At 39.8% G+C, this 20786-nt stretch carries 25 protein-coding genes; 5 read left to right on the plus strand and 20 right to left on the minus strand.

All coding sequences use genetic code 11. From position 1 onward, the window contains the following. The first annotated feature begins 44 nt into the window (after window positions 1-44). Window positions 45-185 carry a sporulation histidine kinase inhibitor Sda gene (locus JFV29_RS19570; protein WP_201185876.1) on the plus strand — a complete coding sequence of 47 codons (141 nt, stop codon included), beginning with the start codon at window positions 45-47 and terminating at the stop codon, window positions 183-185. 57 nt (window positions 186-242) lie between these two features. Here the strand turns inward: JFV29_RS19570 and JFV29_RS19575 are convergent, their stop codons facing one another. Next, the gene (locus JFV29_RS19575) at window positions 243-1028 is read right to left on the minus strand and encodes a phosphatidylserine decarboxylase (RefSeq protein ID WP_056528573.1); all 786 of its coding nucleotides are present in this window, start codon (window positions 1026-1028) and stop codon (window positions 243-245) included. 135 nt (window positions 1029-1163) lie between these two features. Between JFV29_RS19575 and pssA the strand changes: the two genes are divergently transcribed. Continuing rightward, window positions 1164-1703: a CDP-diacylglycerol--serine O-phosphatidyltransferase gene (gene pssA / locus JFV29_RS19580; protein WP_056528566.1), complete on the plus strand. Its 540-nt coding sequence runs from the start codon at window positions 1164-1166 to the stop codon at window positions 1701-1703. 64 nt (window positions 1704-1767) lie between these two features. Here the strand turns inward: pssA and JFV29_RS19585 are convergent, their stop codons facing one another. Continuing rightward, window positions 1768-3558, minus strand: a complete 1791-nt coding sequence (locus tag JFV29_RS19585) for a M3 family oligoendopeptidase (RefSeq protein ID WP_201185878.1) — start codon at window positions 3556-3558, stop codon at window positions 1768-1770. Between the two features lie 660 nt (window positions 3559-4218). Beyond that, window positions 4219-4941: an RNA polymerase sporulation sigma factor SigK gene (gene sigK / locus JFV29_RS19590; RefSeq protein WP_053347035.1), complete on the minus strand. Its 723-nt coding sequence runs from the start codon at window positions 4939-4941 to the stop codon at window positions 4219-4221. A 192-nt stretch (window positions 4942-5133) separates the two neighbouring features. On the opposite strand from sigK, the gene JFV29_RS19595 reads away from it, so the two are divergent. Next, window positions 5134-5325 carry a hypothetical protein gene (locus JFV29_RS19595; protein WP_201185880.1) on the plus strand — a complete coding sequence of 64 codons (192 nt, stop codon included), beginning with the start codon at window positions 5134-5136 and terminating at the stop codon, window positions 5323-5325. A 403-nt stretch (window positions 5326-5728) separates the two neighbouring features. Here JFV29_RS19595 and JFV29_RS19600 read toward each other — a convergent pair whose 3' ends face one another. The 6 genes from JFV29_RS19600 to JFV29_RS19625 all read right to left on the minus strand — a co-directional run bounded on the left by JFV29_RS19600 (window position 5729) and on the right by JFV29_RS19625 (window position 10271). After that, window positions 5729-5869, minus strand: a complete 141-nt coding sequence (locus tag JFV29_RS19600) for a YrzI family small protein (protein ID WP_201185881.1) — start codon at window positions 5867-5869, stop codon at window positions 5729-5731. Window positions 5870-6384: 515 nt separating this feature from the next. Further along, window positions 6385-6651, minus strand: coding sequence for a YrhC family protein (locus tag JFV29_RS19605; RefSeq protein ID WP_053347037.1), 267 nt, complete (start codon window positions 6649-6651; stop codon window positions 6385-6387). A 114-nt stretch (window positions 6652-6765) separates the two neighbouring features. Then, window positions 6766-7902 carry a bifunctional cystathionine gamma-lyase/homocysteine desulfhydrase gene (locus JFV29_RS19610; protein ID WP_201185882.1) on the minus strand — a complete coding sequence of 379 codons (1137 nt, stop codon included), beginning with the start codon at window positions 7900-7902 and terminating at the stop codon, window positions 6766-6768. 2 nt (window positions 7903-7904) lie between these two features. Beyond that, window positions 7905-8828 (minus strand): PLP-dependent cysteine synthase family protein, encoded by a 924-nt coding sequence (locus tag JFV29_RS19615; RefSeq protein ID WP_201185883.1) that lies wholly within the window; start codon window positions 8826-8828, stop codon window positions 7905-7907. A 92-nt stretch (window positions 8829-8920) separates the two neighbouring features. Then, window positions 8921-9616 carry a 5'-methylthioadenosine/S-adenosylhomocysteine nucleosidase gene (mtnN, locus tag JFV29_RS19620; RefSeq protein ID WP_201185884.1) on the minus strand — a complete coding sequence of 232 codons (696 nt, stop codon included), beginning with the start codon at window positions 9614-9616 and terminating at the stop codon, window positions 8921-8923. Window positions 9617-9632: 16 nt separating this feature from the next. Further along, window positions 9633-10271, minus strand: coding sequence for a class I SAM-dependent methyltransferase (locus tag JFV29_RS19625; protein WP_201185885.1), 639 nt, complete (start codon window positions 10269-10271; stop codon window positions 9633-9635). Between the two features lie 159 nt (window positions 10272-10430). Between JFV29_RS19625 and JFV29_RS19630 the strand changes: the two genes are divergently transcribed. Next, entirely contained in the window at window positions 10431-10643 is a 213-nt protein-coding gene (locus JFV29_RS19630) for a DUF2536 family protein (protein WP_053347042.1), read from the plus strand. 88 nt (window positions 10644-10731) lie between these two features. On the opposite strand, the gene JFV29_RS19635 is transcribed toward JFV29_RS19630, so the two are convergent. From JFV29_RS19635 to mltG, 8 genes are all read right to left on the minus strand, one after another. Continuing rightward, on the minus strand, window positions 10732-11487 hold the full coding sequence (locus JFV29_RS19635; RefSeq protein WP_201185886.1) for a YrrS family protein: 756 nt from the start codon (window positions 11485-11487) through the stop codon (window positions 10732-10734). Between the two features lie 99 nt (window positions 11488-11586). Next, window positions 11587-13326 carry a peptidoglycan D,D-transpeptidase FtsI family protein gene (locus tag JFV29_RS19640; RefSeq protein ID WP_201185887.1) on the minus strand — a complete coding sequence of 580 codons (1740 nt, stop codon included), beginning with the start codon at window positions 13324-13326 and terminating at the stop codon, window positions 11587-11589. Between the two features lie 161 nt (window positions 13327-13487). Then, complete coding sequence (gene greA, locus JFV29_RS19645) at window positions 13488-13964, minus strand: transcription elongation factor GreA (RefSeq protein WP_056528546.1); 477 nt, start codon at window positions 13962-13964, stop codon at window positions 13488-13490. A gap of 307 nt (window positions 13965-14271) precedes the next feature. Then, a complete protein-coding gene (gene udk, locus JFV29_RS19650; protein WP_201185905.1) occupies window positions 14272-14910 on the minus strand; it encodes a uridine kinase in 639 nt (212 codons plus the stop codon). 1 nt (window position 14911) lies between these two features. Continuing rightward, window positions 14912-16183, minus strand: a complete 1272-nt coding sequence (locus tag JFV29_RS19655; RefSeq protein ID WP_201185906.1) for a peptidase U32 family protein — start codon at window positions 16181-16183, stop codon at window positions 14912-14914. Window positions 16184-16215: 32 nt separating this feature from the next. Continuing rightward, window positions 16216-17145, minus strand: coding sequence for a peptidase U32 family protein (locus tag JFV29_RS19660; RefSeq protein WP_201187959.1), 930 nt, complete (start codon window positions 17143-17145; stop codon window positions 16216-16218). Then, a complete protein-coding gene (locus JFV29_RS19665) occupies window positions 17132-17797 on the minus strand; it encodes an O-methyltransferase (protein WP_201185907.1) in 666 nt (221 codons plus the stop codon). The genes JFV29_RS19660 and JFV29_RS19665 overlap by 14 nt, the downstream gene beginning before the upstream one ends. 290 nt (window positions 17798-18087) lie before the next feature. Then, window positions 18088-19230, minus strand: coding sequence for an endolytic transglycosylase MltG (mltG, locus tag JFV29_RS19670; RefSeq protein WP_201185908.1), 1143 nt, complete (start codon window positions 19228-19230; stop codon window positions 18088-18090). A 315-nt stretch (window positions 19231-19545) separates the two neighbouring features. Between mltG and JFV29_RS19675 the strand changes: the two genes are divergently transcribed. After that, complete coding sequence (locus JFV29_RS19675; RefSeq protein WP_201188180.1) at window positions 19546-19725, plus strand: hypothetical protein; 180 nt, start codon at window positions 19546-19548, stop codon at window positions 19723-19725. 60 nt (window positions 19726-19785) lie between these two features. On the opposite strand, the gene JFV29_RS19680 is transcribed toward JFV29_RS19675, so the two are convergent. The 3 genes from JFV29_RS19680 to JFV29_RS19690 are packed head-to-tail and all read right to left on the minus strand — an operon-like array spanning window position 19786 to window position 20782. Beyond that, entirely contained in the window at window positions 19786-20076 is a 291-nt protein-coding gene (locus JFV29_RS19680) for a DUF1292 domain-containing protein (protein WP_053347051.1), read from the minus strand. A gap of 11 nt (window positions 20077-20087) precedes the next feature. Continuing rightward, window positions 20088-20513, minus strand: coding sequence for a Holliday junction resolvase RuvX (gene ruvX / locus JFV29_RS19685; protein ID WP_053347052.1), 426 nt, complete (start codon window positions 20511-20513; stop codon window positions 20088-20090). Next, window positions 20513-20782 (minus strand): IreB family regulatory phosphoprotein, encoded by a 270-nt coding sequence (locus tag JFV29_RS19690; RefSeq protein ID WP_034311358.1) that lies wholly within the window; start codon window positions 20780-20782, stop codon window positions 20513-20515. The genes ruvX and JFV29_RS19690 overlap by 1 nt, the downstream gene beginning before the upstream one ends. Window positions 20783-20786 lie beyond the last annotated feature (4 nt).

Genomic DNA, 20786 nt, shown 5'->3' on the forward strand with positions numbered 1-20786 from the left:
CTCGCAATCCCTACTGGAGGTGAGCAGCCGTAAATGGCGTTCTGATGCAAAAACTATCTGATGATCTGTTGCTGGAATCCTATTTTAAAGCGCAATATTTAAAGTTAAGTACCGATTTCATCCGCCTCATAGAAACGGAAATTCATCGAAGATCTTTGACACATAAAATCCGATCAATATTTTAAAATGAAATACATAGGCTGACAAAACATGTCAGCCTTCTTATTTTTATTTGATGATTATTAAACGACTCTCATGTACCCAATCTTTTCACCGACACGGACATCAGCGGGAATAGATAAGTTTTCATCGAGTTGATAACTGTTTTTCTCAAAAAGCATCACGACTGTTGAACCAAAACTGAAATAAGAAAATTCCTGTCCTTTTTCTAAGTGATTCGATTCATCAGTAATAACGATGGAATTAATATACATGGCACCGACTTTCACCATTGCTAAACATCCCGCCTCATTTTGAAGCTCTGTTATTGTACGATAATTTTTCGATAATGGCTCTTTTCCATATTTCATTCCCCATTTATTAACAGGGTAAGATTTCTTTCCAAGCGTCCAACGTTTTACCACAGAACCCGAAATAGGCGCATGAATCCTATGATAATGACTCGGGCTTAAGTATAACACGAGATATTTACCACCTAGGTACTTTTCTAAAAAAAGCGCGTCCCCTAGCATTTCCTCTATCGAATATACTTTTCCCTTTACTACAATTTTTTTATCAGCTCGAATTTCCCCTGCATCCTCGAGCACACCATCTACAGGACATGCTACTGCAGAAGATTCCACCGTAATTGGCCTTGCCTCCCGCTTTAAGTGTCTTGTAAATAACTCATGCAGATTGTTGTACGTTTTTAGGTCCTTACCAAATTCTTGTTGATTAAGGTTAAAAGTTTTTACATAAAATAAAATCAACGGCTTACTCCAACGAGATTGGCTAAAATGCTTTAATATACCTGACGAATACCTTCCATTCGTCAGTTCAATAAGAATACGATAAAAAGATTGATACAAACAAAACCACTCCAAATTGTAAAATAATTCTAAAACCCCTTGCATAAATTGTGTTAAATAAAATATTATTATATAATAAATACTTATGTTTACTATATTTTGTTTTTATTTGTTTTATTTGAAAGGAGTGAAAAGATGTTTTTATTACACGCCCTAGATCAAACCATTAAAAAAGTGAAAGCCCAAACAGCAAATATACTTACTTTAATGAATTTATCCCTTGGTGGATTTGCAATAATTGCCGTGATGCACGGCCAATTGAATTTAAGCTTGCTTTTAATTTTCCTAGCTGCCCTTGCAGATCGCTTTGACGGTATGGTTGCCAGGAAGTTTAACATTGAATCGGAATTAGGTAAGCAACTTGATTCCATGTGCGATATTATTTCTTTCGGCGTTGCACCAGCTCTATTATTATACCAAGGAATTTTAATAGAATTCGGAGCTCCAGGCACACTATTTACGGTTTTTTACATCGGCTGTGGCGCATTTCGTCTAGCCCGTTTTAACATCAGTGAAAGCAATGGATATTTTACCGGCGTTCCGATTACCGTTGCAGGCTGTTTAGCCACCGTTAGTTATTTAGCCATTCCTTATCTCCACCCGGTCTTTTTCTTATCCCTCATGATTATATTATCATTACTTATGGTCAGTCCATTTAAACTGAAAAAAGTTTAAATGGGAAAGCGGATGTCCTAAACCGGACATCCGCTTTTTTGTTCTTATTTTAACTAGACCAAGTTTATGCTTTTTGAACTAGAGGATCGGTCAAACGGATGAACTCTTCGACATCCTCCAGACAGGCAGTAACCGCTTCTTCCCAAAAATCACGGGTAGTTAAATCCACGCCTAAATGTTTCTCTGCCAAGTCCTCGACCTTCATGGAACCGGTGTCCTTTAGTAAAGCAATATATTTTTCTTCAAACCCAGAAGGTTCTTTAAGCGCATTCGCGTAAATGCCTAACGAGAACAAGAATCCGAATGTGTATGGGAAATTATAAAACGGTACACCTGTTATATAGAAATGAAGCTTTGAAGCCCAAAACGTTGGATTATACTCACTTAGCGCATCACCATAGGCTTCTTTTTGCGCTTCAACCATTAGTTCATTTAAGCGTTCGGCACTGACATATCCCTGTTTTCTCTCATCGTAAAATCTTGTCTCAAATAAGAAACGAGCATGGATATTCATCAACAATGACACAGAACGTTGAATTTTATCTTCTAAAAGAATCAGTTTTTCTTCCTCATTTGTCGCTTCTTTCACTGCTGCATCCGAAACGACCATCTCTGCAAACGTAGAGGCTGTTTCTGCCACGTTCATTGCATATGATCGATTCAATGGATGGATATCCCTCATCGCATATGAATGGAAAGCATGCCCCAATTCATGAGCCAATGTCGACACATTCGAAGGGGTGCCCGAATACGTCATAAAAATCCGGGATTGCTTATCCAAAGGGAAACTTGTGCAAAAACCGCCTGGCTTCTTTCCTGGTCTGTCTTCTGCTTCAATCCAGCTGTCTTCAAATGCTTTTTGAGTGAAGTTCGCTAACTGAGTTCCAAATTTAGAAAATTGCTGCACGATAAAATCTGCACCTTCTTGATAATTCATTACCTTTGACTCTGCTGTAACAGCGAGAGGAGCATCCAAATCAGCCCAACTTAATTTCTCCAAATCAAGTAATTCCGCCTTCCTATGTAAAAACTTCACTAGCGGCTCCTTATTTTCGGCAATTACGGTCCACATGCTCTCGAGGGTTTCTTTCTTCATCCTGCCGATTTCTAGCGGCTCCTTCAAAATATCATCCCAGCCTCTTTTTTCATTCACACTGAGACGAAAGCCTGCTAAATGATTCAAAGTCCGGGCAAAAAGATCACTTTTTTCATCCCAAGCCTGTTCCCAAGCAGTAAACAATTCATTCCGGACGTTTTTATCCGGATCAGAAAATTTATTAGCCGCCTGACCAACAGAAAGTGCTTCACCCTTAAATGGGATGGTCATCGAGCCCACAATTGTATCATACATTTGGCTCCAGCCTTCAAACCCGTCCATGGATAGTTGGGTGATTAGTGACTCTTCCTTAACAGAAAGCCTTTCCTTCGCTCTTTCTCTACGTTCATTCAATACATATTTCAGTTCATTCAACGGTTCTTTATTGAGGATACTCTGAAAAAACACCTCATCAAGCTCCACTAGCTTTTCATCCAGTTTACTTACCACCATTTTTAGTGACGCCACACTCTTCAATTGTTTTATTCGCAGTTGACCTGCCTTTTTATCCTGTGCATTTTGAGCTTCCAGGCATCCTATAAAGGCGCTAGCCTGTCTCGATTTCATATTTAAATTTTTATAAAGATCAAATGCCTGGATCAAACTGATTTCATCATTTTCTTCTGAATTTATCTTACTTACAAGACGATCAAATTCTTGAACCTCTTGATTGATTTCATCTAAAAAAAGCAGGAATTCCTTAGAAGAGCTTCCTCCTTTAAAAAAGATATCCAAATCCCATGTTAAAGAATATTCCATTTTCTGTTTGCCCCCTTTTATCAATAAACCTATTATAGAGGTTTTACCTATATTTTTCTAACTAAAAAGAATTTTCAGTAATTTTTCAAAACATTTTTCTATATCCATAATTAAAAGCATGTTATGATGTTTATATCCTTAGGAAAGGGGAAGGTTTACATGAAACTATTTATCCAGCTGTCAGCCATTACCCTGCTTCTTTGGACACTACATATACCTCTTCAACATCACATACAGCCATTAAACCTTGAAGAACACACTGATGTTCATCACTGGGATAAGGCCGAGAAAAAGCTCCCGTTCATACCTTTCTTAGGTTCCTGGCAGGACGTTATCCTTTTTCTTACTTTCGAATTTTGCATTTTTAATTTTCTTTATTTTCACTCAAATCTTCGACGGAGATTTCTCAGTCCAGTCTTTTTCCAGGCGAATTACGTATCCACAAACTCTAAGATTTTATAAAAAAATAAAATCGAGGAGTGATGAACATGTGGTTCCGCCTAATAATGATTGGTGTCTTTTCTTTAACTGCTTCACGTCTGTTCCTTTCCCAAGGTATTGAGATTTATCATGCCTTTGCAGAACTATTCAGAAATAAATATTAAAACAAAAAGAGTGCGGGAAGTTTGACCGCACTCTTTTTGCTTTAAAAAATGATTTTTATCCTTTTGCTTTCTTTTCTTTCTCTTTTTCCGCTCGATAAAACTCATGGAACATCTTCATCAAGGCACGTTTTTCAATACGCGATACATAGCTACGGGAAATCCCAAGTTCTTTAGCAATTTCCCGCTGGGTTTTTTCCTTTTTTAAATCTAATCCGAACCTGCCAACAATGACTTCCTTTTCCCGTTCATCCAAAATATCAATATACTTTTTCACCTTTTCAATTTCCATATTGAGCTGAATCGTATCAATGACATCTTCTGATTCTGATTTCAACACATCAATTAAACTGATTTCGTTTCCTTCTTTATCCTGACCAATCGGGTCATGTAATGAAATATCCTTTTTCGTTTTTTTTGTTGCTCGTAAATGCATCAGGATCTCGTTCTCGATACAACGTGCTGCATATGTGGCCAGCTTCGTACCCTTTCCATCGGAATAACTTTCAATGGCCTTTATCAAGCCTATTGTCCCAATCGAAATCAGATCCTCTGTATCTTCGCCTGTATTCTCGAATTTCTTGACGATATGGGCAACAAGCCTGAGGTTATGCTCGATAAGAATGTTACGGGCATCACCATCACCCTCACCCATGAGCTTCAGGTATTTCTTTTCGTCCTGGGATGACAAGGGCTGGGGAAAAGCGTTGTTTTTTACATAGGAAACTAATAAGTAAAATTCTTTGATAATATAGCCTACAGCTGTAAGTATTCCGGGCATTGGTCTCATCCTCCCGTTTCTTTGGTTTCCCTATTCATAACTATGCAACAGTGGGCTTGTTCGTGTCTGTACCACTAAAAGAAATCATGAAAGTAAAAAAATGTCTAAAACAAGAATGGTTGAAATCCCAATCGGACAAATACAAAAATTCATATAATGATAGTGAATTTTTAGGGAGAGGGGGTTTTTACTATGGGATATAACTATGGACCATACGGGTACAACTATGGTTATCCGGGTCCAGCACCTTATTATGGAGGAGGATGTTACGGGTTTGGGTATGGCCTCTTTATTGTCCTCTTGATTTTATTGCTCATATTCGGCTTTTGGTGGCTGCCGGGATGTGGGTTTGGAGACGGTGGACTCGGTCCCTGCTGCTGTTAAAAGCATATAAAAAACTCGGCTGAAATGCCGAGTTTTCTACTTTACATTATTACTTCAAACTGTGAAGCGGCTGATCGGCATCGACGGAAACATTTACAGCGATTACAGTTCCGATGACAGTAGTAAAAATAAGGATCATTACCATTGAGAACATCAAGAATCACTCCCCATATCTAACTTATCTTCAATTTATCATGTTTCCGCTGCTCTTAACCGTTGCTTATTTGAACAATTTACATACAAACAATGGCAGTACTGTGAAAGGTAAACAAATCCATTAGCCGGTATCCTTCTCATTCCAATAACAATACTTATCTCCTTTTATATAAACCAATTTAATCATATTTACCTCCACCTTTCCTAAAATTTATAAATCCTAACGGATAACCGTACATATCAAGTCTTAGAAAAAAGGACGATGCTTCATTGCATTGTTTAAGTGCTCTTCACGAAGCTTGTTAATTCTCTCCTGTTGCAAACATTCTTCAGCAGTCATTTTTTTCATTTTTATTGTGATTGTAAAAAATAGCATATTCAGTGTCATAATATCACCTCCTTTAAGGGAGCGGCTTACCAAAAAAGGCATAAAAAGGCCGCAGAAAGTTACTTCCTCCTGCGGGATTTTTAAGAGAATATAAAAAGACCGCAGGATAAAAGACTTCTCCCTGCGGCCGCTATGTCTGAATGATTAATAAAGCCAAAATTGCTTTAGAAATATTCCGCTTTGCACAGGTCGAATAGTATGTGATTGTTATTTGAAACAGTCCAGCCAATCTGATTAGTGATGGATCCTTGTAGATACAATTTCATTTTCATCGACCTCCTTTGGAATATTTTTTATTACCTGGTAAGTATATCCACAAATGGCATTTTTGTAAACGGCTTTTGCCTATTTTTTTGAAAGTTCTTTCTTTTTTCCTATTTTCATTAGAAATTCACAGCTAAGGGAGGAAATTAGTATGAAAAAGCAGCCCTATCCTGTTATTGATTTTCTCTAGATGTTTAAAAAACAAAAAAGCCTGATTCTCCGTCAACATCTACGAAGAATCAGGCTTGCTTTTATTGTTTTAAAGAGTCATGGTCATCCATTTCTGCCAAGATCTTTTTATATTTATTAGATAATCTGAAAAATAGAATAGACATACCGAGGAACAAAATTGTGGCTCCCATATAGACATTCGTGGAAACCATCGTTTTTTCAACAGAAGGGAGTATGGTTCCTAAATAGAAGAACGATCCCACACATAGCAAGGTAATCGCAAATTGTTTAAAATCCGTCTTTTTTGAGCGTAGGACTGCAGCCGTTTGTTTTTTACGATTTTTCATGCCATTTCCACCTTCTTTCAAGCTAGTAAGTAATCGATATTTAATTCTACCATATTTATTCCAAATGCTACGGTGTAAATAATGGCAGTAAGCCGTGAAGATGATACTGTCCGTTTAATCCCTTAGCGCCTGTTCCAAGTCTTCCACTAGGTCTTCCACATCTTCAAGACCTACGGAAATACGAATTAATCCATCGGTGATTCCAAGTTCAGCACGGCGATCTGCCGGAATAGAGGCATGCGTCATCAAAGCTGGAACCGAGATTAAGCTCTCCACTGCACCAAGGCTTTCAGCAAGGGTAAAGTATTTTACTTTCTCCAGCACACGTTCGGCCTTTTCGGCACTGCCGACATCGAATGAAACCATACCGCCAAAGCCACGTGATTGTTTTTTGGCAATGTCATGGTTTGGATGGTTTTCAAGACCTGGATAATAGATTTTTGAAACTCCTTTATGCTCGGTTAAGAAACGAACGATTTGAGAAGTGTTTTTTTCATGCTCTTCCATCCTGATGCCAAGCGTTTTCATGCCACGCATCAGCAGCCATGAATCTTGAGGCCCTAGCACGCCCCCTGTAGAGTTTTGGATGAAATGAAGGTCATTACCAAGTTTTTCATCATTCACCACGACAAGACCCGCTACAACATCGCTGTGCCCCCCAAGGTACTTCGTCGCGCTATGAAGTACGATATCTGCTCCAAGGTTAAGTGGATTTTGCCAGTATGGCGTACTGAACGTATTATCCACAATAGTAAGCAAGCCGTTTGCATTAGCTATTTTAGATACCGATTCAAGATCAGTAATTTTCAATAATGGATTCGTCGGTGATTCAATGAACAATGCTTTTGTATTAGACTTGATTTCTTTTTCGATAGTGTGAATATCACTCGTATTGACGAAGGTCGCTTCTATGCCGAACCGGTTCAGCACTTTTGTCATGATCCGAAAAGAACCTCCATATACGTCATCGGTCAGCAATACATGATCACCTTGATTGAGCAACATCATCACCGCCGTTATCGCTGCCATTCCTGAACCGAAGGCGAATCCTCTTTTTCCTTCTTCAAGATCCTTGATCAATTCCTCAAGGGCATGGCGGGTTGGGTTGCCTGTACGTGAATATTCATATCCTCGATCTTTACCCAGACCATCCTGTTTATAAGTGCTCACTTGATAAATCGGCACCGACACCGCTCCCGTTTTTTCATCACCAAAAATACCGCCATGGATCATTTGTGTTTTTTTCCTCATTTTCAAAGACCTCCCTGATAAATGTTTTTGCTTAAGTACCGTTCACTGGAATCCGGAAATATCACAACGATATTCGAACCCGGGGTAGCTTTAGCTGCTTCTTTCAATGCCGCTGCAAATGCCGAGCCAGAAGAACTTCCAACAAGAAGTCCCTCTTTAAGCGCCAATTCCTTCACCATTTGGAACGCCTCATCATCGCTTATCGTATGAATCTGATCAAAGTACGTTTCATCCATGTAGCTTGGTAAAAATTCCATCCCGATCCCCTCTGTTTTATGGGGACCAGCTTTGCCTCCGTTTATAATAGATCCTTCCGGTTCGACAATGATCGTTTTGACCGCAGGATTTTTTTCTTTTAAATAACGCGATGTACCCATGAAAGTGCCCCCTGTTCCCGCACCGGCAACAAACACATCCACATTGCCAGCCAGCTGCTCCCAAATTTCAGGTCCCAATGTTTTATAATAGGCATCCGGATTGGATGGGTTGGAAAACTGCTCTGGACAATAGGATCCTGGAATTTCATCCAGCAGCGCCTTCGCTTTGCGGATTGCACCTAGCATTCCTTCCTCTGTCGGGGTCTGGACCACTTTTGCTCCAAGGGCACGCATCAGTTCCTGTTTCTCGGCGCTGAATTTCTCGGGTACACAAAATATTACATCAACACCACTGTTTATCGCAGCAAGGGCCAGGCCAATCCCAGTATTCCCTGCAGTCGGTTCAATGATGGTTCCGCCCTTTTTCACATTCCCTGACTGTAATGCTTGCGCCAAAAGTTCCTGGCCAAGCCGATCTTTCACGCTGCCGCCAGGGTTAAAGTATTCCAGCTTGGCAAAGATCCGGACTTGATCCGGAAGAGGGAAGTGGGTGATTTCCATTATCGGGGTCTCCCCAATCAATTCATGAATATTTTGATAGAACTTCATAATCGGACATCCTTTCATAGTTATCCTACCAATTTAGTGAGTTATATGCAAGAAATAATCAGCGGAAAAGATTCCCGCTGATCACTGGGCATTTATTTCATTTTTTCGACCATTTTCAAAATCAGTGCCGCTGAATGAAGCGCAGCCGTTTCCAGGAATTTATCAAAGGAAATATTGGATTCCTTCCCTGCTATATCAGAAAGGGAACGAATGATGACGAACGGTGTTTTGAATTGAAAGGCTACCTGTGCAATGGCTGCCGCTTCCATTTCCACCGCGTATAAGTCCGTAAACTTCCCTCTGACGAATTCAACTCGAACTGGATCATTCATGAATGAATCCCCCGTCACGATCAACCCTTTCGCCACTTGTATATCTTCGATTTCTTTAGCCGCTTCTTCTGCGATGGCGAAAAGCTTCTCGTCCGGGATAAATGCTGCTGGCAATTGCGGTACTTGACCGTATTCATAGCCAAAGATTGTCACGTCAACATCATGGTGGCGCACTTCTGTTGAAATGACCACATCCCCGACATTAAGCGCTGGATGATACCCTCCTGCAGATCCTGTATTAATGACCGCATCCGGTTTGAATTTTTCTAAAAGAATTGTTGTGGACATCGCAGCATTCACTTTACCAATTCCCGATTTAAGTAAAATGACCTCAATGCCGTTCAGTATCCCTGTGTTGAATTCGGATCCGGCAATCGTAACCTGCTCCAAACCTTCCAATTTATCACGTAAAATCGTAACTTCTTCTTCCATTGCTCCGATTATGGCTACCTTCATTAGTAAAAACCTCTTCCTATAATTTTTCAGCCTCCATAATCCAGACAAATTGATTGCAGCGCTCAAAGTTCACTTTAAATCCATGTGTTTCAAGTGCTTTTTCTAAAAAAGGAATGGTCGTATAATATTCCGTTTGCAAATCGTTTGCCAAATTATGAAAGCCTGCATGCTTTGCATCTTGAATCGCTTGTTCATGCGCGTCTCTCGATTGATACATTGTATCCGCAAACACTATTTTACCACCTGTATTCAGTAACTTTCCATAGTTCGCTATAGCTTTTTCTTTTTCTTCATCGGTTAAATGGTGAAAAGCATACGTACTCACAATCGAATCTACTTGTTTAGGCTCCGGAAAATCCATAAAATCACCATCGATAATTTCTGTTTTTCCCCTTAACTTGCTAACCGCTATTTCCCTCATTGCTGGTGACGGCTCAATTCCAGACACCATAAGACCTTTCTTCACCAGCCTTGCCGTTAAATTCCCGGTCCCTACCCCAAACTCCAGTACATGACCGTGAGCCCGACTCGTGACGCTGTCTAATATGTTGTCATAATGTTTAAAAACCTCTTGATATTCAATATCGTGGCCACCGACGGTATCATCATACGATTTCGACCATTCCTCAAATAACTCTACAAATTCTCTGCCCATTTTAATCACCTTTTTATGATAAGATAATAAAACCTATAAGCATAATATGAAATGAATCTAAGAACAGTTCTTATTTTTTAGGCAAATCTATCATTCAAGTTCAGATTCTATTCATTTGGTGTTAAACTAACACTATTAAAACGTTGGAGGAATACAGAAATGAATTTTCAACTCGACTTAAACTTATTCGAAGATAAAATTGAATTTTTTGAAGCAGAAAGCATCAAGAACCTAGAAGAAAAAATCCAGTCACAAATCGAAATCAATAAAGCGATCATGCTTCAAGTCCACTCCGTATCGCACCAAATGTATGTCAGTGAAGAGGGCAGAAGATTTTACAGTGCAGTCGTTCACTTTAAAGCCAAAAAGTAATCTTTATTATCAATGAAAAACCCCCGAAAAGAGGCATTCTTTTCGGGGGTTTTTCATTTTGAAGATATATTCATATAAACTCTGACTTTTATTTCTTATCGTTCGTCTTCAATTCTTCAACCTTTACGGGCTTCCAACCTGATCCGTCTACCCATTCAATATAAACGCGGAAGGTTTTAGGGTTGTCCCCTTCTGATACGGTACCGATTGCAGTGTTAGGTGATCCGCCGTTTTGAAGCCACCACAGTCTCATGTTACCTTGGTCAATACCTGCTCCATGAGCAATCGCTTTACTCATTTCATTCCAATCAACAGAGTTCTTTTGAAAGCTTGTTGTGTGTTCACCGGATTGCTCTGTACCAACTGGTTTCCAGCTCTCGCTCTTGTATGTTGTCGCGACATTGCCATCTCCGCTTCCTTCCACTTCGACAAGCTTAGCGTCCTCTGCTTTATCTGTGTCTGTATCTGGATTTGTGTCTGTTTCTGTATCTGGATTTGTGTTTGTGTCTGTGTCTGTGTTTGTGTCTTTATTTGCGTCTGTATCTGTGCCATCTTCAGTATTTTCTTCTGTACCTTCTTCAGTTGCTTTGCTATCTTCGTCTTCATCTTCCTTAGTCAAATCAGTATCTTCTTCTTTGCCAGCAGGTTTATCCACTTTCTTTTTCGCATCTTTTTCAACGGTCTGCTTTGGTTCAGTTGTAGCTTTTTCTGTATCAGTGCCATCATCACTTAAGAAAATAGAGACGGCGACAATGACAATAAGAATCGAGACAACGGTGATTGCGATATTATATATTTTATTTACTTTTCTTTTTTGATCTCTCTGATTGTATCTTGAGCCCAAGGTCCATTCCTCCCTTACCATTTCGTCCTGCCTCATTTTAACATGATTTGGCTAGAGATAGAAGGGAAGGCTTTCCTAGACTTTTCGTCAATTCTTGCACTAGTCCTGGTTCTTGGAGTACATAACTTTTACAATATCTGAAAAAAGAGGCGTCATGCTGGCACTATCTTCTTTCGTTTCAAAACTGACTGTAACCAATGAATATTTAGGATTCTTATAAGGGAAATAGCCTGCAAACCATTTATTGAGCTCCCCTTTTTCAGTTTTCGTCTGTGCTGTTCCAGACTTGCCTGCGACCTCTACAGGCAGATCCTTCAAGGAAGCACCAGTCCCTTTCTCTTCGGTTACGACTTTCCGTAAAAGATGCTGCAGCTTCATTGTTGTATAGGGAGAAAGGGAATTTCCATCCATACTTTTATTTGGAAAGCTTACAACGGTCGTACTATTGTTAAATTCAACCTTTGACACGGCTTTAACCTGTTCTTTCTTACCGCCACGGGCAATCGTAGCCATCATGTTGGCTATTGCAAGCGGTGTCGTTTGGACATCCTTCTGACCAATTGCTGTTTGGGCAATCATTTTAGGGTCCTTTTTTAAATCGTCATCATGCCAGACCTTTCCTTGTTGTTCATGATACAGTTGAGTAACTGCTGTATGATACACATCCCCCTGCCATCCTGATTCTCCGATTAAGCCTAACATTTTCGCATATTTATCCAGATAGTCAGGGTCTTTCACAGCGATTTCCTGTGACAACTCAGCAAATGTCCTGTTACAGCTTTGAGCAAAGCTGTTTTCAAAATTAAGCATGCCCAGATCCCTCTGTTTATCTGTTTTTCCGTCAATCGTCAAATTACAATTGAATGTTCTTGTAGGACTAGCTGCTTCATAATCAATTGCAGCTGCAGCTGTGACCGTTTTGAAAACGGAACCTGGCGTTTTTTGAGTTAGCATCATATTGATGGCTCCTTCGCCATTCGGATCCTTTATATCAAGTGCTGGACGTGATACCATGGCTACGATCTCACTTTTTTCTATATCAATCAGTACGAGACCCCCTTTTTTTATTCCGCGTTCGTCAACAAGCTTCTCCGCTTTTTCCTGGATTTCTTTATCAATCGTTGTTACAACCTTCACTGGGTAGAGCGGGTTTGCAGGTTCTACGTATTTTACATCCACACCGAACATTGGACCGCCAGTGGCATCTACATGAAAAACGAGTTTTGATTCTCCTGCTGAAAGCAAGAATTCGTCAAAGGTTCTTTGCAGTCCAGTATTGCCGATCTTCGTTTCGGCAGCTAGTTCCACATCCGGGTAACGCTTTTTCTTTTCGGCATCTGATATATTCGTCGTGCCAATCAATTGCGCTGCCGGAGTTTGATCGTGATATAGCTTTTCTTTCACAGCAAAAACCCCAGGGATCTTCATTTCATTGATAGCCTTCGATTGGCTGGCCGTTAACTCAATCGGTTTATCTCCACCAAAAACAAATGGTTCATCCGATTCCGCAATTGCCCTTTTCAACTCCGATTCCGGTCTGCCGATAATCGAGGCAATTTCTTCTATAGGCCATGTCATTTTGTTCAAAAACGGAAACAGCACAAGGGTTGGAATCTCTTCATGGGCAAGCGGCTCTCCATTTCTGTCATAAAACTTCCCCCGCCCATCATCAATCTTTAAAATCTGCGACCGCTGGTTTACACTTGCTTCTATTAAATTCACATCATGTTTAGAGAAAGATTCTGTCGATACAAGTTGGATGTAGGCAAGCCTGCCTATAAGCATTAGCATCAAAGTAGCCAATACAATAGCCAGCATCCTCATTCGTTTCTTTTTCATAAAAATACACCTCGTAACCATTGTTGACGAGGTGTGAATTTTTAAACAATTATGAACAAATTTAAAGTAGCTTGAATTTCTACTTTCATTCAACTTATAGAGAGACTAACATGAAACCGACAAAAAGAGGATGCCCTAAGGGGCATCCTCTTTAAATGTCATTAGCTAATAGAAACGATTTTGACGCTCATTTCGCCGCCAGGTGTCATAATCGAAACCTTGTCGCCGACTCTTTTTCCAATTAAGCTTTTGGCAATTGGTGAATCATTTGAAATTTTCCCTTCGAATGGGTCCGCTTCAACGCTACCCACGATAGAATAGGTTTCTTCGTCACCGTTTGGAAGTTCTACAAACGTTACAGACTTTCCAAGTGAAACTGTATCTGTATTCGAATCATTGCCTTCAATGATTTTTGCATTACGAATCATGTTTTCGATTGTAGTAATACGCCCTTCAACAAATGCCTGCTCTTCTTTTGCGGAATCGTACTCTGAGTTCTCAGAAAGATCTCCAAAACTGCGGGCGATTTTAATTCTCTCTACAACTTCTTTTCGTTTAACTGTTTTTAATTGTTCCAGTTCCTGTTCAAGCTTTAACTTACCTTCTTTAGTCATTGGATATTCTTTTTCAATTGCCAAAACCCTTCACTCCTTCTAATTCTTTACAGCAAGCATTCGCTGTGACAAGTTTATGTACTATATAGTTCTTAACCCTAAAACTTGAATCAGATTTATAAGTGCACGCCTTTAATAAAGCACACGCTTTGATACTAAGAAACAAACTGTTCCTTAGTATATAAACCGACTGCATTGAGCAGCCGGTTCGTTCTGTATCAAGAATAGAGTATTGCGTTTTCCAACATTTGTCCAGTCTTTCCCAATAAATAAATGGGATTTTTATAAAAAACGAAGGAAAATGGCACCTATCATTATTTATGCTATGTTATTACAAAAAAGACTTTTGTTCAAGGATTGTTTGAATTTTTGTCACCATAAGGTCAATCGCCACATGGTTTTGACCACCTTCAGGAATAATAATGTCCGCGTAACGTTTTGTCGGTTCGATGAACTGATTGTGCATCGGGCGAACGACACTGATGTATTGATCGATGACAGAATCTATGGAACGGCCGCGTTCTTTAATATCTCGCGTCATTCGGCGAAGTATCCGCAAGTCTGCATCAGTATCTACATAGAGCTTCATATCCATCAAATTTCGAAGGCGCTCATCTTCCAGCACCAGAATCCCCTCAAGAATGATAACATCCTGTGGTTCAACGGTGATGACTTCATCTGAACGTGTATGAATCGAATAATCATAAACAGGCTTTTCTATCGTTTCATAGCTTAGCAACGCATTAAGATGCTCGATTAACAAATCATTGTCAAATGCGAGCGGATGATCATAATTTGTTTTCAATCGTTCTTCAAACGGCAGATGGCTCTGATCTTTATAATAATAATCTTGTTCGATCATCAAGATTGAATGCCCTTGAAAGAATTCAAAAATTGAACGGGTAACACTTGTTTTACCTGACCCTGATCCGCCGGTAACTCCGATTACTACTGGTTTTTTCCCTGTCATGTTAATTCTCCTTCCGCATCATATTGTTCACATATACTTGCTTATCTACTTGAATGCGGACAATTTGAAGCGGATGGCGTGCTGCGTCCAACTCATTACCTGACTCATCCCAGATCGTGCCAATTTTTTGAGTGAAGTTTTCGATTTCCGGTCCGAAAAATTCCACTTCATCGCCAGGCTTGAAGAAGTTACGCTGCTGCAGGGTGACGATTTGAGATTCTTCATTGTAATCAAGTACCAGTCCAGCGAAGTCGAAGCGAGTCTTTACGGTATGATTCCCGAACATTTGCTGTTTATACCCAGGAATTTCTCCCTCCATGAACGCTGATGCTGTCTCGCGGTTCGCACATTTGTCCAACTCTTCCAACCATTCTTGCTTAATCTTGAAATTATCCGGATCGGCACAATACGCATCAATCACCTTACGATAGACACTGACTACTGTAGCGATATAATGAATGGACTTCATCCGGCCTTCGACTTTTAAGCTATCAATGCCAATTTCAATCATGCCAGGCAAAGATTCAATCAATTTCAAGTCTTTCGGACTCATTGCGAATGGAGCATCTTCTTTATCAAATAAAGCTTTTTCCCCGTCTTGATTTAATTCATATAAATCATAATCCCAACGGCAAGACTGGCAACAGCCGCCTCGGTTCGAATCACGTGCAGTCATATGGTTTGAAAGGGTACAGCGACCAGAATAGGCAATACACATTGCACCGTGAACGAACGCTTCGATCTCAATATCGACTTTCTCCTTCATTTCACGGATTTCCTCAGCACTTGTCTCACGTGCTAAAACAACACGCTCCAGACCTTCCTCTTTCCAGTACTGAACAGCCTTCCAATTCGACAACGACTGCTGTGTGCTTAAATGGATTTCAACGTTAGGAGCAACCCGCTTACAAGTTTCAATGATTAATGGATCAGCAACGATAATTCCATGAACTCCGGCATCCTGAAGGCCTTCCAGATATTCTTCAAGTCCATCGATATTTTCATTATGAGCGAAGATATTCGTAGTCACATATACTTTAGCACCATATTTTTTAGCGAATTCGACGCCTTCCTTCATTTCCTCAAAAGTGAAGTTACCGGCATTTGAACGAAGTCCGTATTCCTGTCCGCCAATAAACACGGCATCTGCGCCATAATGGACAGCTATTTTTAATTTTTCCAGGTTGCCAGCGGGAGCCAGCAATTCTGGTTTTTTAACAATGACTCTCTTTCCATCAACTATTTTGGAAATTTTATTAGCAATAGCATTCAAGGCTATTCCTCCTCTTTCTCTTACCCTTTTCTTTAATAAACCGATTCTTTAAAGAAGAATCCTGTATCCAACTCACGGTTTTCCGGCTGAATCGCTTTAACCTTTTCATATAGTTCTGTTTTCATATCATCATAACGATCCGTATCTTCTACACATACATCAATCGCTTCACGATATAATTTTGTTATTTCTACGATATACTCAGGCGTTTGTAACACCCCTTCAATTTTCAAAGAATCAATATCCGCTTCAATTAATTCCTGAAGTTCATCAATCATGCACATATCGTTCGGACTCATGATGTGCGTTCCATTTTCGTCTTCATAAATCGGATATTTATTTTCACGTTCCTTGTCATGCAGGAACATACTTTTTTGTTCCTTCCGATTTTCCACTTCTAACGCTTTGCCTTGGTATTCGAAATAGTTACCTAGCAGTGTGCGCTTCGATTGGAACATGCACGTCATGCCATGGACCTGCACTTCAATCTCGACTTCGGCATTTTCCTTCATTTCAACAATTTCGTCCAAACTTATTTCACGAGCAGCCAAGGCACGGACAGCACCGCGTTTCCCCCAATAATTACACGTGTACCAGTTCGTTACCGTCATCTCTGTATTCCAGTGCAACGGCATATCCGGCGCTACAGCTCGAACGGCCATTAGGACAGCAGGATCTCCGAAGATAATCCGGTCGGCCCCTGCTTCCTTAAGGAAAACGACATATTCTTCAAGCTCGTCCACTTTTTCATTATGAAAAATAGCATTCATAGACACGTATACTTTTTTACCTGCTGCATGTGCAAGTTCAATTGCTTTCTTGACGTCCTCACGTTTGAACTCCCCTGCTAGACGAAGCGCATAACGTTGTTCTCCGATAACGAATGCATCAGCACCCGCATCGATAAGCGCTGTAATATGAGTGACACTTGTCGGAGTCACGAGTAATTCAGGCTTTTTCATTTTTGTCACCTCTATGTTTACTTATGGCCACACCATCACCAATCGGTAGAATTACTGTATCGTAGTGTGGATGGTTGTGTAACCAATTGTTAAAGTCTCTAATTTTTTTTATAAGAGCACGTTTTCGTCTCGTCATTTCCATTTCTTCTATGTTTTCAGCAACCAAGCCTTTAAATAATACATTATCAGTAATAATAATGCCAGCATCCTTCAGGAATGGCTCAAACAGCTCAAAAAAGCGCTTGTACTGCCCTTTAGCTGCATCAACAAAGATGATATCAAACGGACCATGTTCTTTTACTAGCGGCCCTGCTTCAAGGGCATCCCCTTCAATAAGGGTAATCCGTTCCAAAAGGTCAGCCTTAGCAAAATTAGCTCTCGCTTGTTGAATTCTAGCTTCATTCCGTTCAAGTGTGACGATACGTGCTTCTGGCAAGGTTTCAGCCATTCTTATAGCCGAATAGCCAATCGCTGAACCAACTTCCAATATCGCCTGCGGTTGATGAAGCCTCAAAATCTGGAGTAGCACCTCTATACCTTCCGGCTCCATGATCGGCACATTATTTTCCAGTGCAAAATCCTCTAACTCCTTAATTAAACCCGTACGTTCCGGGATTAAGGAATGAAGATATTGTTCTATTTTTCCGTTCAAGACATTTCCTCCAATAATAAGAAAAACGAAAGCGCTTTGGTTGGTTCAAGCAGAAGATGGGCTGGACCGAAAGATAATCAGTACCTTTCAAGTGCCATCATCTTTACACAACATGCTGAAACCAGTATGCTTGACAGTCTATATTTCCTTATCTTTCAAAATAAAACCCGGCAATCGCCGAGTTACAGTCATCGATAAAAATCGGATCTGAAATTTCACTTTTACTATTCTATCATAAAAACAAGGGGAAAGTAATATCCCTCCCCCCTAGTCGCTTTAGCTATCAGCTATTATTTATTGGTAATATGTTCTGCCTTTTTATTATTGTGATCTTCCAACGTTTTCGAATAAAGAACTTCTCCTTCAGGTGTTGCCAAGAAGTATAAGAAATCTGTCTTCTCAGGCTTTAACACCGCATCAATCGATGTCGTTCCGGCATTGGCAATCGGACCCGGCGGCAACCCTTTGTTCTTATACGTATTATACGGAGACTTCACCTCAAGGTCTTTGTATAGCACCTTACTTTTATGTGAACCTTTTGCATACAAAACGGTCGGATCCGTTTGTAGCGGCATATCTTTCTTGATACGATTATAGAAGACGGAAGCAATTTTCCCACGGTCTACCTGGGCAGTTGCCTCTTCTTCAACAAGCGAAGCAAATGTCAACATCTGGTGAACAGAATAATCTTTTTTGTTCATCTGAGTTTCATATGCCTGCAAGGTCTCTTCCGTTTTCTTCAGCATCTCAATTACTACTGCTTCTAAAGACGGTTTTTCCTCATAAAAGTCATAGGTCGCTGGGAATAGATACCCTTCAAGCGGATACAAAACATTTTTATTCTCAATCTCCGACGTTAACAGCTCCGGAAATCTCTCTTGCATGGAATTAACGAACTTTTCACTATTCAATTTCTTAAAAATTTCTTTTGGATCTTGATCCGTCTTCACGGCAATGATATCAGCAATCTGAATTAGCTGCTTTCCTTCTGGAATCGTTATTTTCATGGTCGCTTCTTTCATAAGTTTCCCGGTTTTGATGCTAGTCACAATATCTTGTATTGGCATGGATGGTGATAATTTATACTCCCCTGCCTGAAAACCGGATTCATTACGGAATTTAATATAATATTTGAATACACGGGCGTCCTTGATTATCCCCTGCTCTTCAAGCAATGTTGAAATTCCATTCACGGAAGAACCGATTGGAATCTTCACTTTCTTAATCGTGTCATCGTCAGGATCAACTGGCTTCATGGCTGAGTTGATATATAAAAAGCCAACAAGACCAACTATCCCGATTAATAAAATTAGCGAAGCTATCGTAATCATGATAATTTTACGAACAAGCCTTGCTTCTCCTTGCTGTTCTAACAATTTCATTCGAATATGTTCCTTTTTTGATAACTTATGATCTTTTTCATCCATTTTCATTCCCCCTGCAAACTCACACCAACTACATAATAGTTCCTAGAAGATGCTTTCTCTAATTAGACTTTGCTTCGAATATTATACTAAAACCAACAAATAAATACATGTTTTTTGCAAAACTACATTCGTTATTACTCTATTTATGGCAAAATCGCACTAGTTTTGTCAATATACAGGTGTTATTTAATAGGGAATTAGTGATATTTTTTAGAATTAGCTGTAATAGACTTTCATGAGATTTTCTTCGAATACGATTGGTGTTTCAGACATTTGATAAAATAAAAAGAATATTTATGTGGTTATGCTACTATTAATTTTATGATAAAGAAAGGTGTGAAGGAGTTGGATAATTCTTATTTTGTTGGTTGGGGGACACTAGCACTCATTAATGCCGGGCTTGCTCAAGGTAAAAATAGAACAGCTTTGAATTGGTTCATATTATCATTATTTTTAGGTCCGCTCGCCACTTTTATTCTTTTGTTTGTGGAGAAAAGATAAGGATTTTTTGGTACATAATGAAAAAAACTGACCTTGGTTTAAGGTCAGTTTTTATATATATTATTCTTCTTCAGCTTCTTCTTGGTCAAGGAATGTGTTTAACATTTCTTCGACTAGATCCCACTCTTCTTCTGTTTCGATTGGTGCAAGTTCACCATCTTTATTATCTTCGCTTGGTGTGAATGATGAAGCGTGGATTTCAATTTCTTCCTCGTCATCTTCAGCAGACATCGGATAGTAAAGTACATAAGATTTGTTAAATTTATCAGAATCGAATGTGAACAGGATTTCGCAAAGCTGCTCGTTTCCGTTTTCATCTACTACTGTAATGTTGTTTTCGCCGTGTTCCATTTGTATTCACCTCATATTGAATTTGTTTGTCTGTCCAAGAAACCTTGTAGAATCATGACAGCTGCCATTTTATCAATGACTTTCTTACGTTTGCTTCGGCTCACGTCCGCCTCAAGAAGAACACGTTCAGCCGCCATCGTTGTCAACCGTTCATCCCAGAGAAACACCGGCAGCTTGAATTTGTTTTCTAATCGCTTGGCGAAATCTTGGCTGATCTCACCGCGCGGTCCTACGGTTCCGTTCATATTTTTGGGTAAACCGAGGACAATTTTAGAAACTTCATGTTCTTTTATTATTTCATTAAGACGTTTAAAGCCGAAGTCATTTCCAGCTTCGTTAATTTTGATTGTTTCCAATCCTTGTGCAGTCCAACCCATCGCGTCACTCACAGCAACACCGATAGTTTTTGAACCTAAATCAAGTCCCATTGTGCGCATTAGTATTCCTCTCGATGGTTCTTAAGATACGATTTAACCAATTCTTCGATGATCTCATCGCGTTCAAGCTTACGAATAATGTTTCGAGCATCCATATGGCGCGGGATGTAGGCCGGGTCACCAGATAATAAATAACCGACAATCTGGTTAATCGGGTTATAACCTTTTTCCTGAAGTGCAACATAAACTTGAGACAATACTTCCTGTACATCTCTTTCGAATGGTTCTTCGGGAAAATTAAATTTCATCGTTTTATCAAAGGAACTCATTATC

The organism is Peribacillus sp. TH16 (assembly GCF_016651095.1).
GTDB classification, from domain to species: domain Bacteria; phylum Bacillota; class Bacilli; order Bacillales; family DSM-1321; genus Peribacillus; species Peribacillus butanolivorans.